This is a genomic window from Aquimarina sp. 433, from assembly GCF_054054605.1.
In genome coordinates this window covers 169,642-182,721 of the sequence record NZ_JBSWZK010000006.1, presented here as the reverse complement: position 1 = coordinate 182,721, position 13,080 = coordinate 169,642, and the positions used below count along the sequence as shown (strand labels likewise).

Here is a 13,080-nt window from a genome sequence, read left to right as displayed (position 1 = left end):
TTTCAGTAGACATTATTTATTACTAATCTACCATAAAAATTAGATTAACTTGATGGTTTATAGTTGTTCGTTTTCGTTGACATGAACGATTTTACCATTACAGAATTAATAAATTATAGTTTTACAAATTCTATTGAAAAAAGCAACATCCGCATAAAGCGGATGTCGTACGAGCACAATTATAAAATCGGAAAAAATTAGAATTGTTCAGTTTCTGTGTTTGTTAGCCAACTCTTTCAAATAATAGTTGAAATTAGTTTACGGTCAGAAACATATCATCTATCTATAAGTATTTATAGGCTTGTGTGGTCAAGAATTCTTCAAATCTCTCATCAGTTACTAGTTTATAGAAAATCTGAACTGCATTTTGATAATTTTTACCATTAAAAAGATCTGTTCCAGCTTGTTTCTCCACAGTTTTTAGTTCATCTTCAAAAAGCATATGGAACATATTGGAGTTCAATCGTAAACCATTGTCTAGTTTCACCTCATTTTTAAGCCATTGCCAGATCTGCGTTCTACTGATTTCTGCTGTTGCCGCATCTTCCATTAAGTCGTACAATGCTACAGCACCATTTCCTCCTAACCAGGTAGCAATATAATGAATACCAACATTGATATTTTCTCGAATTCCTCTCTCGGTGATCGTTCCCTGTGGGATTTCTAAAAGATCCTCTTCGGTAACAACTACATCATTTCTTTTTACATCTAACTGATTAGCTTCTGGCATATGCATATCAAAAACTTGCATAGCTAAAGGAACTAGTCCAGGATGTGCTACCCAAGTTCCATCATGACCATTCTTTACTTCACGTTCTTTATCTGCTTTCACTTTTGCAAAAGCCTGATTGTTTCGCTCTTCGTCATTTTTGATCGGAATTTGAGCTGCCATACCGCCAATGGCTAGTATATTTCTTTTGTGACACCTTTGGATCACTCTTTTGCTATATGCATCCATAAATGGACTGGTCATCGTAACCTGAGCTCTATCTGGAACTACAAAATCTTTATGATTTCTCAGTTTTTTGATATAACTGAATATATAATCCCATCTACCACAGTTAAGTCCTACGATATGCTCTTTTAAAGCATAAATAATTTCATCTAATTGAAAACTTGCTGTAATCGTTTCTACTAATACAGTTACTTTAATTGTAGCATGCTCTAATCCTAAGTATTCTTCTGTGAAATCAATTACATCATTCCACCAAATTGCTTCTGTAAAATGCTCCAATTTTGGAATGTAATAGTAAGGCGCAGTACCATTTTCTTTTAATCGCTTATTATTATGAAATACATAAAGAGCAAAGTCAAATATAGAAGCACTAATTTCTTTACCTTCAATTAATAAGTGTTTTTCATTAAGGTGTAAACCTCTTGGACGTACAATTAAGGTAGCAACTTCTTCATTAAGTTGATAGGTTTTGTCTTTTTTAGGATTATAAAACGAAATAGTTTTGTTGACGGCGTCCTTCAGGTTTTTTTGACCTTGTAAGCAGTTTTCCCATAATGGAGCATTACTGTCTTCAAAATCTGCCATAAATGTTTTGGCACCTGAGTTTAACGCGTTGATGACCATTTTTCTGTCCACCGGACCGGTAATTTCTACCCTACGATCCTGAAGATCGGCTGGAATAGGAGCGGCGCACCACTCGCTATTACGGATCTCTTTCGTGTTTTCCGGAAAAGCTGGATAAGTTTCTAAATCAAACAACTGCTGTTGCTGTTCTCTGTTTCTTAAAAGTTCTAATCGTCTTTCGTCAAAACGATTATGCAAAGCCTCTAAAAAAGTTAAAGCACCATCCGTTAGAATTTCTGGATGATAATTTTTCACCTCTTTCGTAAAGCTAATTTTCTGACTTAGGTTTGTTTGAGTTTCCATAACTATATCGTTTGAGTGAACAATATTAAAAAAAAGTTTTTGATAAAACAAGCGAACGTTCGCTAAATGTGAATTTTTTGTTTTTGAAAATTTTCGCAGAAATCCCTACTTTTGGTTTTATGGCAATAGCAGAAGAATATATTAGACTTATTTTTGGTCTGAAAATCAAGCAGATACGAACAGATAAGGATTTATCACTTTTTGGTTTATCTAAATTAAGTGGATTGTCTAAATCGTATTTAAATGAAATAGAAAAAGGAAAAAAATATCCGAAAACGGATAAAATTATAAAACTAGCTGAAACTTTAGAGGTGCCTTATGATAGTTTGGTTTCTCTAAAGTTGGATAAAAATCTTGCGCCTATTGGAGAGATTTTGCAATCCGGAATTTTGGATGAAATACCACTTGAATTATTTGGTATTCAGCAAAGTGATCTTATTGATATCATTGCAAACGCACCTTCTAAAGTAAATGCTTTTATTAGTACTATTATAGAAATAGCGCAGCATTATAATATGAGTAGAGAGGGGTTTTACCTAGCTTCTCTACGATCTTATCAAGAAGCACATAATAACTTTTTCAAGGATCTAGAAGATACAGCAGTGCGTTTTGCAAATTCATATCAGTTGGATTTATCTGGTAACATTGGTGCTGCAGAATTGGAAGAAATCCTGATAGAAGAATATGGATATACCATAAATACAAAAGGAATACCGAAACAGGAAGAGTTGGATAATTTGAGGTCAGTGTTTGTTCCTACTACGAAAACATTATTATTATCGGATAGAGTGGATGAACCTCAAAAAACATTTATCTATGCAAAAGAATTGGGGTATCAGTATATGAATATTACCGAAAGGCCTTACACTTTCTCATGGATACGTTATGATAATTTCGAAGAGGTGTTACATAATTTCTATGCGTCCTATTTTGCTGGAGCTCTTATTATTCCGAGAAATCATCTCAAGGAGCATCTTAAGGAACTGTTTAGTGAAAAGAAATTTTCTGAAGATGCATTTCATAAGATAATGAAGTTGTATAATGCTTCGCCAGAATCGTTTTATCAGCGTTTAACCAATGTCTTGCCAAAGGATTTTGGAATGCAAAATGTGTTCTTTTTAAGATTTACGCATAAGAAAGGAATTGAACGATTTAATTTGGTAAAAGAATTGCATATTACGCATCAACAACAGCCGCATGCTAATGAGATCAATGAGCATTATTGTAGAAGATGGATGGCGATTAAAACGTTACAGAGAACTGCAAATAATAATCTGCCATATTCATTTGATATACAGATATCAGATTATGCAGATACAGATCAGCAATATTTAGTGTTTACTTCGGCAACCAAAGATCCATTTAGAAAAGACTACTATCGTAGTATAGGAATAGGTTTTCTAATCTCTAATGCCTTAGAAAAGAAGATCAGCTTTGTAAATGACTCTAAAATACCAAAAGTAAAGGTAGGTGTTACCTGCGAATCGTGTTCTATTGCAGATTGCGAAGTAAGAAAAGCACCTCCAAAACGTTTGTTGTCCAAAGAAAGGTTTAGAAGAACTTCTCAGTTAGTAGCGGATATAGTTAAAGAGTATTCTTAATCTTATCAACTACAAAACATGAATAATACCTTTTTTGTAGAACACGAAAAACAAGGTAAATACATACAACTATCCAATACGAAAGCTTTTGTTTTTGATAAAGGAGAAGGAGTTCCTATTGTTTTCTTTCATGGTGTTCCCGCATCGTCATTTTTATATAGAAAAATCATCAATACGATTGCTAATAATGGAGTGCGAGGTGTTTCTTTTGACTTGTTAGGAATGGGATTGTCTGATAGACCATTGGATTATGATTATAGTTGGACAGGTCTTGGGAATTGGTCGGTAGAGGTTATAGAAAAATTAAAATTAAAGAAATTTCATGTAGTACTTCATGATATTGGTGGTCCTGTGGGGAGTGAAGTGATTTCTAAAATGCAAGATCGAATTTTATCAGTAACCATTTTAAATACACTTTTGGTAAGCTTACCTCAATTTAGGAAACCATTCCCGATGGGATTTTTTCCGATACCAGGAGTTGGGGAGTTATTTATTGCAACTACAACACCCTTTTTATTACAAAAGCTAATGCATCTTAGAGGAATTTATAGAAAAGAAGCTTTTGGGATTGAAGTGGCTAAAACGTACCTTCAGTTTTTAAAAGGGAAAGATAAAGCCAGGTCTTTTTTAAAAATAATGAGAAGTTTTGAGCCTACAGCTGCCAAAGAAAATCTTTATATCTCATCCTTAAAAAATCTTGATGTTCCTAAACAATTAATTTGGGGTATGAATGATAAAGGACTTACCTATGAAAAGTATGGTGTTCCGATTAAAAAAGCTTTAGAAATTGAAAAAATAACAAAAACAGAGGGATCTCATTTTTTACAAGAAGACTTTTCAGAAATAATAGCAGCTAAACTGTTAGAGTTGGTACAGCAAGCATAGTTATACATACTTATTTTATAAAAGTAGTACTTAATTTATCCAAATATTGAGCTGTTGTTTCCTTAAGGTAAACACCCATGGCAATAGCAGCTTTGTCTAATAAATTTATTTTAAAGAATGTATAATCAAAATGATGGGATGTTCCACTCGTTAAATCCTGACGTTTTTGCGATAATATTTCGCATTCAGACCTTGAAATATTATTAACTCCTCCTACATCGATATAATTTCGTAGTCTTTTTTCTGTAGTGATTAAAGCATCTTCTAGAATTGACAAGCTCGTAGCGGCATCAGCAAGGATCTTTCGCTGGATGTTTATCTGATCGATAGCAATCTCTTTATCAGATTGTATTTGTTTGTCAGTTTTTTCTACCGAATAATAATCTTTATCGATATCTCTGTTAAACTGTTTAATGGTTTCTAAGTGAATCATCGCTAGTACTCGCATTTCAACGATTACTGCTTCAAATTTTGATTGAAGCATACTGTAGTATTTACGTTCCCTAGCAAGGCTTCCTTGGTCATGCGGATCTTTGGCAACTAAGAAAAAATCCAATACTCCTTTCTCAACTTCATGGTCAATAGCTCTGGTTTTGGTAAGCAATTGTGAAAAAGGTTCTGCTTTTAAATTGAATCTTTTGGTTAATGCCAAAATTTCATCCAGAGATTCTGTGGTGGATGCCTGAAACCTGTCATCATCTATAGGAGAAGGTTGAGGTTTTGTGGGTTTAGGTTTGTTGTCCTTTCCGTCTTCTTCAAACAAATCATCATATAAGCTCGACATAGAATATTGAAAGTTACTATTGGTTAATTTCTGTTCTAATATTCAAAGATACTGTTTTATAAAAACAATCCCTGTTTCAAAAACTTTTGAAACAGGGATTGTATATTTTTTAGTGAATGGTAGATGCTACCAAAATCACTAAATTATTTTCGATTTCGTCTTGCGATCTACATCATTCCTGGCATTCCACCACCCATTGGAGGCATTCCTCCTCCAGCTGGAGCATCTTCTTTAATGTCAGTCAAAGCACATTCTGTAGTAAGGATCATTCCAGAAACAGAAGCAGCATTTTCTAATGCTACACGAGTTACTTTCTTAGGATCAATAATTCCAGCCTTTAGCATATCTACATATTCTTCAGATTTTGCATCATATCCGAAATCATCTTTTCCTTCAAGAACCTTAGAAATTACAACAGAACCTTCTCCACCTGCGTTTTCTACGATTGTTCTTAATGGCGCTTCGATAGCACGGTTTACGATTTGTACTCCAGTTGCTTCATCCGCATTTTCAGTTTTTACACTGTCAAGAACTGATTTTGCTCTTACTAAAGCTACACCACCACCAGCAACAATACCTTCTTCTACTGCAGCACGAGTTGCATGAAGAGCATCATCTACACGATCTTTCTTTTCTTTCATTTCTACTTCAGAAGCAGCACCAACATATAATACAGCTACACCACCAGCTAATTTAGCTAAACGTTCCTGTAATTTTTCTCTATCGTAATCAGAAGTAGTAGTCTCGATCTGAGATTTGATCTGATTTACTCTATTCTTAATTAAGTCTTCGGCACCAGCACCGTTAACAACCGTAGTATTGTCTTTGTCAATAGCTACTTTTTCTGCAGTACCTAAATGCTCAATGGTAGTATTTTCTAAAGTAAATCCGCGCTCTTCAGAAATTACTGTTCCTCCTGTTAAGATCGCGATATCTTCTAGCATTGCCTTACGTCTGTCTCCAAATCCTGGAGCTTTAACCGCAGCAATTTTTAATGCTCCACGAAGTTTATTTACTACTAACGTAGCAAGAGCTTCACCATCTACATCTTCAGCAATGATTAAAAGAGGTTTACCTGTCTGAGCTACTGGCTCAAGAATTGGTAATAAATCTTTCATTGCAGAAATTTTCTTGTCAAATAACAGGATATATGGACTTTCTAATTCTGTAGTCATTTTTTCGCTATTAGTAACGAAATATGGAGAAAGGTATCCTCTATCAAACTGCATTCCTTCAACTACGTCTACGTAGGTATCTGTACCTTTAGCTTCTTCTACAGTAATTACTCCTTCTTTTCCTACTTTACCAAAAGCTTGTGCAATAAGATCTCCAATAGTCTCATCGTTATTAGCAGATATAGCAGCAACTTGCTTGATTTTATCAGAAGAACTTCCTACTTCTTTCATCTGCTTCTCTAGGTCAGAAGTGATAGCTTCTACAGCTTTATCAATTCCTCTCTTAAGATCCATTGGGTTCGCACCCGCAGCAACATTTTTCAATCCTTCTTTTACGATTGCTTGTGCTAAAACGGTAGCGGTAGTAGTACCATCACCAGCAAGGTCGTTTGTTTTAGAAGCTACTTCCTTTACCATTTGTGCTCCCATGTTCTCAAGAGCATCTTCTAATTCTACTTCTTTAGCAACAGAAACTCCATCTTTTGTTACAGTTGGAGCTCCAAAAGATTTGCTAATGATTACATTACGGCCTTTAGGTCCTAATGTTACTTTTACTGCATTGGCTAATGCATCCACACCACGTTTAATACCGTCACGTGCTTCTATGTCAAATTTTATGTCTTTTGCCATAATATTTTAATTTTTAAACTTCATCCTATCACCATTTTTAGATAGGAAATATTGAAATTTTGAGTTGTGTTTTGATTGAATTATTAAACGATTGCTAGGATATCATCCTCACGCATAATTAAATAGTCTTTACCATCTAATTTTAATTCAGTGCCAGAATACTTTCCGTAAAGTACAGTATCACCAACTTTTACAGTCATTTCGTGATCTTTTTTACCGCTACCTACAGCAGCTACTTTACCTTTTTGTTGTTTTTCTTGTGCTGAATCAGGGATGTATAATCCTGATGCCGTTTGCGTTTCCGCTGGAAGTGGCTCAATTACCACACGATCTGAAAGAGGTTTAATATTTACTCCCATTATGATTAGTTTTGTATTTTAAAATTTAAACGAATTATTCGATGCTGTGTAATTCAGAAATTATGCCAGCTACTTGATACTGACAAATTGAAATAAAAAATGCCGACTGTATGACAAGTCGGCATTTTTTATAGTTGGATTAACCTTATTATTCTTCAGGTGTGTCATCTATAACAGGTGTGTCAGGTGTATCCTGAATTACCTCTACATCGTTAGTATCAACAGTTGGATCCTGACCAGCATCACCACCCATTAAGTCTACGTTAGATAAAAGAATAAGCGCTAACAATAAAGTAGCTAAAGCCCATGTGCTTTTGTCTAAGAAATCTGTGGTTTTCTTTACTCCACCTAACTGCTGAGTTCCACCTCCACCAAAAGAAGAAGAAAGACCTCCTCCTTTAGGATTTTGTACCATAATTACTACCACCAATAAAAAAGAAACGATGATGATAAGTATTAAAAATATTGAAAACGTTGTCATTATATATTGTTATTTATTTTCTTGTAATTTTTTGATTGCTCGAATTTGGTCTGCAAAGAAACCACTTTTTTCGGGATTTTTCAAAATTAATATTTTGTAGGCCTGAATTGCCTTTTTGTACTTTTTCTGAGCTAAATAAACACGTGCCAGAGTTTCTGTCATTAACTCGTCTGGAGCAACCATATGTTCATTTGCTAAATTGCGTGATGGGGCATTCTTTTCTGCTGGTTTTATCTTAGGATTGTTAGCTATAAATTCATCTATTAAATGGAATTTATGGTCCTGCTTATTTGGCTTTTCATTTTCAGTTTGCTGATCCTGATCCTTAGGATTTATAGTCGAATCAGTTTCTCGATCTATAGGTAGTGCTGATGTTAGTTTTAACCATTCCGCAAACGAATGAGATTCTTTTTTGTTGAAATCGAAAGGTTTGTCGATTTCTAATGCCGTTTCAGCAGCACTTTTTTCTTCTTCAGACACTTCATCAATTTCATTTTTTTCTGATTGCTCTATGATCGTTTCTATAAGAGTAATATTGTTATCAATCGTCGTGTCTTTTGATGAAAACAAAGAAGGATCTAAAACTTCTTCTGCTTCTTCAATATTCATATCAACAGCGTCATCCATAGACATTCTTGAAAGTGCCTTGATTTCCTGAGGATCTACTACATCTATTTCGTTTTTACTTTTCTTTTCTACCGTTTTTTGGATGTTAGTGTCAAAAAGCTCAGAAGTAATGAAATCAAATAATATCGCTCTGTCAGTGGTGTAAGCTGCAGTGGTCTTTAATTCCTGATTATATCTAAAATCTTCGTTTTCTTTTAATCCTTTAAGTAACAAGGCTCTTACAGGTTGAAAATATGGAAACTGCTGAATAATTTTTTCCAGATTCTCTGTGTGCTCTTTAGTGATTAAAGAAGGGTTTTGAAATAAGTATGTGAGCTCTTTGGTGTTCAAAAATGAGGATTTACAAAGTTACCATTTGGCTAAAGTAGCATTAAGAATATCTTGAGTAATTCGTTCATAAATTACCTGAATAGCCTCGTCTCTAACTGCTGTCTCCGCTTCGGTAGCAGGATAGTCAAAAAAGAAAGAAAAACGTTGCTCCAAATCTTCTTCAGGATTTTTGGTGTCATAGAAACGAACATTCACTGCGATTGTTAGTCTGTTCTGCGCTGCGGTATTGGCAGAAGTAGCGTTGGTAGGTGCTACATAATACTGCACAATTTCTCCTTCATAAGCTAAATCTCCATTGGATGTTACTAGATCTAAATTAGTTTGATTAAGGATTATGTCTTGTAATTGATTTGTGAAAGTTTGATCAATACCTGGAATTATAATGGAAGCTTGATTTTGGAAAAAATCTACTTGAAATGTTTTAGTGTCTGGAGATATGTTAGTTCCTGTGAAAGAGTAAGCTCCACATCCTTGGGTAATAAAGATTCCGACGAGTGCTATGATTGTGTATTTGATTTTTTGTATCAAGGGATGTTGTTTTAATAATTTACGAATTCCAAATATTTTAATTTAGAGGTCATATTGTTTGATCTTTCTATATAATGTTCTTTCGCTAATTCCTAGTTCTTCGGCAGCCGCTTTTCGTTTTCCACGATGGCGTTCTAGCGATTTTTTAATGAGTTCTAGCTCTTTATCATGTAACGAAAGGGTTTCTTCTTCTTCAATTTCTTCAGCAAAGTGATATTTGTCTTCTTCCTTTATAGATGATGTTTCAGCAGGTGTTATTTGTAACACTTCTGCAGTATGTTCTGTTATTGGTTCTTCAAAAGGTATTTCAGTTTCTGCTTTGTCATCTCTATAGATTTTTCTAATGAGTCCTTCATGTTCCTTTTGTACTTGTTGTGAATTCCCGCTTTGCATTAATTCCATAGTCAACTTTTTGAGATCATTAAGATCATTTTTCATATCAAAAAGCACTTTGTACAAAATTTCTCTTTCATTGCTAAAATCACTCTCTTTCTTGCTGGAAGAAACAATAGCTGGCAAATTACTTCCGATGTCAGGCAAATATCCTCGTAATGTATTGGCAGATATCGTTCTGTTTTGTTCAAGGACTGATATTTGCTCGGCAATGTTGCGTAATTGCCTAATATTACCACTCCAATGATACTTTTCTAGAAGCTGTACTGCAGCTTCTTCTAATCGTATGGTGGGCATTTTATATTTAGTAGCAAAATCAGAAGCAAATTTTCTAAATAGTAAATGAATGTCGTTTTCACGATCTCGTAAAGGGGGAAGTAAGATTTCAACAGTACTTAAACGATAGTATAAATCTTCACGAAATTTTTCCTTCTTGATCGCTTCGAACATGTTTACATTGGTGGCTGCAACGATACGAACATCCGTTTTTTGTACTTTAGAAGAACCTACTTTGATAAACTCTCCATTTTCTAAAACTCTAAGTAATCTAACCTGAGTAGTTAGTGGTAATTCTCCAACTTCATCCAAAAAAATAGTTCCTCCATCAGCAACTTCAAAATAACCGCTTCTAGTAGAGGTTGCTCCTGTGAAAGCTCCTTTTTCATGACCAAACAATTCACTGTCGATAGTTCCTTCTGGAATAGCTCCACAGTTTACGGCTATATATTTACCGTGTTTTCTATGAGATAAGGAATGTATAATTTTAGGAATACTTTCTTTTCCAACACCACTTTCTCCGGTAACTAAAACCGAAATATCCGTAGGAGCTACCTGAATAGCTTTTTCTATAGATCGATTTAGTTTAGGATCATTTCCTATGATTCCGAATCGTTGTTTTGTGGCTTGAACTGATTCCATTAATACAATTATATTAGTTGGTTGTTGTTTGTTTAATTATTGTCAGAATATCCTACAGCTTCTCCAATTAGCGTTGCACTCGTGCATTCATCTACTCTTACCATTACAAAATCACCAACTTTATAGTCTCCTTTTGGGAAAACGGCAACAGTGTTTTGTGTAGTCCTTCCACTCCAATGTGCATCAGATTTTTTAGATGCTTTTTCGATAAGAATTTCTACAGTTTTTCCAATAAATGCTTGGTGGCGATACTCACTATGAGCTCTTTGTAATTCGATAATTTCGGCTAATCGTCTTTTTTTAACTTCTTCTGGAATATCGTCTTCGAGCTTTCTGGCTGCTAATGTTCCAGGACGTTCAGAATAAGCAAACATAAATCCATATTCATATTTTACATATTCCATTAAGGATAAGGTATCTTTATGGTCTTCCTCTGTTTCTGTAGGGAAGCCTGTGATAATATCCTGAGAAATAGCGCAGTCAGGAATCAGACGTTTAATATTATCGATTAGATCAAAATATTCCTGACGTGTGTGTAAACGATTCATTTCTTTCAGAATACGATCGCTTCCACTTTGTATAGGTAAATGAATGTATTTACAAATATTCTTATGTTTTGCCATTACTTCGATAACATCCATCGTCATGTCTTGTGGATTCGAAGTAGTGAAACGAAGTCTTATTTTAGGGTGCTTTTCAGCGACCATATCCAGCAATTTAGCAAAATTCACTGCTGTTGCTTTTTGAAAATCACTAGCTTTTTCAAAGTCTTTTTTCAGACCTCCACCATACCATAAGTAACTATCTACATTTTGACCCAATAAGGTGATTTCTTTGAAGTTTTTAGCAACAAGGTCATCTATTTCTTCTATAATGCTCTGTGGATCACGGCTGCGTTCTCTTCCTCTAGTAAAAGGAACTACGCAAAAAGTACACATATTATCACATCCTCTGGTTATGGATACAAAAGCGGATACTCCATTGCTTTGTAAGCGAACAGGAGAGATATCGCCATAGGTTTCTTCTTTGGATAAAATAACATTCACAGCATTGCGTCCAGCATCAACTTCTTCAATAAGATTCGGAAGGTCTTTGTAAGCATCTGGTCCTACAACAAGATCTACAATTTTCTCTTCTTCCAAGAACTTACTCTTAAGTCGCTCCGCCATACAACCCAGAACGCCTACTTTCATTCCAGGATTGATTCTTTTAACAGCATTGTACTTTTCTAAACGTTTTCTAACGGTCAGTTCTGCTTTTTCTCGGATCGAACAGGTGTTTACCAATACTAAATCTGCATCTTCTAGATTTTGTGTGGTATTAAACCCTTCTTTAGCTAGGATGGAGGCTACAATTTCACTATCACTAAAATTCATCTGACATCCATAACTTTCTATAAAAAGCTTTCTGGTGTTTCCTTCTTTTTTATCAAGTGACAATGCTTGCCCTTGTATCTTTTCATCAATAATCTTCTCCATGTGTTATAATATCCTTGCTAATTCAATTCAAATAGTGTGCAAAGATACTTTTTAAAACAATATATGACAAAGTGGCAGGGTAATATTTGTTTAAATATTTATATTTGAGAGAACTAATAAACTAAATCCATCATTATATATGAATTCCAATCAACTCTTCGAAAGAATAGAAAACTCCAAAAAACCAGAATTTGGTGATATTTTATCTAAAAGTTTTGAATTATATAAGAAAGTGTTTTCTAAGGGTATCGTACATGCATTGATAATGTTTGCGTTAGCAATTCCTTTTATACTTGCTGTTTATCTTCCTCTTTTACCTTTCTATATAGATATGCTTCAAAATGCGGGTGATCCATACTATCAACCAACATTTTTAGAAGGTTTCTCTGTTGTTATGATTATCGTTTGGGTGATAGTAATATTTGCATTGTCATTCATTATGCAAGTTTTAAATATATCTATATATGGTCATTTTCTTAAGGTAGTTAAGAATGAAGATCTTGGTTTGACGGAAGAAACAGGAGGTTATTTTACGATAGCAAAGAAATATTTTGGTAAAATTATTTTAATTTCTCTTGCTAATATGGGAATATCAATAGTAGCAATGTTGGCTTGTTACTTTCCTCTTTTCTACGTGATAGTGCCCTTACAGTTAGTGATTCTTATATTTATCTTTAATCCTGAAATGAGTGTAGAAAATATTATAAAAGCAGCTTTTAAATTAGGAAATAAATATTGGTTTACTTTTTTCGGATTAATCTTTATCTCTGGATTACTTTCTGCACTTGGAATCATATTGTGTTATATAGGTGTCATAGCAACATTGTTTTTTTCTTATGTAGTGATGTATTATATGTATAAAGATACCATTGGTTTTGAAGAGGAAAATAAATCCGAAAGCTGGAATGTAATCGTTGAATAATAAAAAATAAAACCTGCAGTTCTGCAGGTTTTTTTAATATAATTTTTTGTGAAAAAATTTTGATCTCAAAAAATTCATATACTTTTG

The 13,080-nt window shown here is 34.2% G+C and carries 12 protein-coding genes; 3 read left to right on the top strand and 9 right to left on the bottom strand.

Going from position 1 to position 13,080, the window contains the following annotated elements; all coding sequences use genetic code 11:
- Positions 1–283: 283 nt before the first annotated feature.
- Positions 284–1,882 carry a malate synthase A gene (gene aceB, locus ACWNT5_RS14045; protein ID WP_456517677.1) on the bottom strand — a complete coding sequence of 533 codons (1,599 nt, stop codon included), beginning with the start codon at positions 1,880–1,882 and terminating at the stop codon, positions 284–286.
- Between the two features lie 119 nt (positions 1,883–2,001).
- On the opposite strand from aceB, the gene ACWNT5_RS14040 reads away from it, so the two are divergent.
- Together ACWNT5_RS14040 and ACWNT5_RS14035 are read left to right on the top strand one after the other, a co-directional pair.
- The gene (locus tag ACWNT5_RS14040) at positions 2,002–3,483 is read left to right on the top strand and encodes a helix-turn-helix domain-containing protein (RefSeq protein ID WP_456517770.1); all 1,482 of its coding nucleotides are present in this window, start codon (positions 2,002–2,004) and stop codon (positions 3,481–3,483) included.
- Positions 3,484–3,501: 18 nt separating this feature from the next.
- On the top strand, positions 3,502–4,368 hold the full coding sequence (locus ACWNT5_RS14035) for an alpha/beta fold hydrolase (protein ID WP_456517676.1): 867 nt from the start codon (positions 3,502–3,504) through the stop codon (positions 4,366–4,368).
- Positions 4,369–4,378: 10 nt separating this feature from the next.
- On the opposite strand, the gene ACWNT5_RS14030 is transcribed toward ACWNT5_RS14035, so the two are convergent.
- From ACWNT5_RS14030 to miaB, 8 genes are all read right to left on the bottom strand, one after another.
- Positions 4,379–5,152 carry a hypothetical protein gene (locus tag ACWNT5_RS14030; RefSeq protein ID WP_456517675.1) on the bottom strand — a complete coding sequence of 258 codons (774 nt, stop codon included), beginning with the start codon at positions 5,150–5,152 and terminating at the stop codon, positions 4,379–4,381.
- 167 nt (positions 5,153–5,319) lie between these two features.
- The gene (gene groL, locus ACWNT5_RS14025; RefSeq protein WP_299605790.1) at positions 5,320–6,957 is read right to left on the bottom strand and encodes a chaperonin GroEL; all 1,638 of its coding nucleotides are present in this window, start codon (positions 6,955–6,957) and stop codon (positions 5,320–5,322) included.
- A gap of 83 nt (positions 6,958–7,040) precedes the next feature.
- Positions 7,041–7,316 (bottom strand): co-chaperone GroES, encoded by a 276-nt coding sequence (locus ACWNT5_RS14020; protein ID WP_219007873.1) that lies wholly within the window; start codon positions 7,314–7,316, stop codon positions 7,041–7,043.
- Positions 7,317–7,464: 148 nt separating this feature from the next.
- The gene (secG, locus tag ACWNT5_RS14015) at positions 7,465–7,797 is read right to left on the bottom strand and encodes a preprotein translocase subunit SecG (RefSeq protein ID WP_299605792.1); all 333 of its coding nucleotides are present in this window, start codon (positions 7,795–7,797) and stop codon (positions 7,465–7,467) included.
- A 9-nt stretch (positions 7,798–7,806) separates the two neighbouring features.
- A complete protein-coding gene (locus ACWNT5_RS14010) occupies positions 7,807–8,754 on the bottom strand; it encodes a hypothetical protein (protein ID WP_456517674.1) in 948 nt (315 codons plus the stop codon).
- Positions 8,755–8,772: 18 nt separating this feature from the next.
- Positions 8,773–9,282 (bottom strand): LptE family protein, encoded by a 510-nt coding sequence (locus ACWNT5_RS14005; RefSeq protein ID WP_456517673.1) that lies wholly within the window; start codon positions 9,280–9,282, stop codon positions 8,773–8,775.
- A gap of 42 nt (positions 9,283–9,324) precedes the next feature.
- Complete coding sequence (locus tag ACWNT5_RS14000) at positions 9,325–10,593, bottom strand: sigma-54 interaction domain-containing protein (protein WP_456517672.1); 1,269 nt, start codon at positions 10,591–10,593, stop codon at positions 9,325–9,327.
- Positions 10,594–10,625: 32 nt separating this feature from the next.
- On the bottom strand, positions 10,626–12,071 hold the full coding sequence (miaB, locus tag ACWNT5_RS13995; protein WP_299605800.1) for a tRNA (N6-isopentenyl adenosine(37)-C2)-methylthiotransferase MiaB: 1,446 nt from the start codon (positions 12,069–12,071) through the stop codon (positions 10,626–10,628).
- A 139-nt stretch (positions 12,072–12,210) separates the two neighbouring features.
- Here miaB and ACWNT5_RS13990 point away from each other — a divergent pair, with 139 nt between their 5' ends.
- Complete coding sequence (locus ACWNT5_RS13990) at positions 12,211–12,993, top strand: hypothetical protein (RefSeq protein WP_456517671.1); 783 nt, start codon at positions 12,211–12,213, stop codon at positions 12,991–12,993.
- Positions 12,994–13,080 lie beyond the last annotated feature (87 nt).

Bases quoted from the DNA above. Each gene is read 5' to 3' on its own strand.
- aceB (WP_456517677.1), bottom strand. From the start codon at position 1,882: ATGGAAACTCAAACAAACCTAAGTCAGAAAATTAGCTTTACGAAAGAG.
- ACWNT5_RS14040 (WP_456517770.1), top strand. From the start codon at position 2,002: ATGGCAATAGCAGAAGAATATATTAGACTTATTTTTGGTCTGAAAATC.
- ACWNT5_RS14035 (WP_456517676.1), top strand. From the start codon at position 3,502: ATGAATAATACCTTTTTTGTAGAACACGAAAAACAAGGTAAATACATA.
- ACWNT5_RS14030 (WP_456517675.1), bottom strand. From the start codon at position 5,152: ATGTCGAGCTTATATGATGATTTGTTTGAAGAAGACGGAAAGGACAAC.
- groL (WP_299605790.1), bottom strand. From the start codon at position 6,957: ATGGCAAAAGACATAAAATTTGACATAGAAGCACGTGACGGTATTAAA.
- ACWNT5_RS14020 (WP_219007873.1), bottom strand. From the start codon at position 7,316: ATGGGAGTAAATATTAAACCTCTTTCAGATCGTGTGGTAATTGAGCCA.
- secG (WP_299605792.1), bottom strand. From the start codon at position 7,797: ATGACAACGTTTTCAATATTTTTAATACTTATCATCATCGTTTCTTTT.
- ACWNT5_RS14000 (WP_456517672.1), bottom strand. From the start codon at position 10,593: ATGGAATCAGTTCAAGCCACAAAACAACGATTCGGAATCATAGGAAAT.
- miaB (WP_299605800.1), bottom strand. From the start codon at position 12,071: ATGGAGAAGATTATTGATGAAAAGATACAAGGGCAAGCATTGTCACTT.
- ACWNT5_RS13990 (WP_456517671.1), top strand. From the start codon at position 12,211: ATGAATTCCAATCAACTCTTCGAAAGAATAGAAAACTCCAAAAAACCA.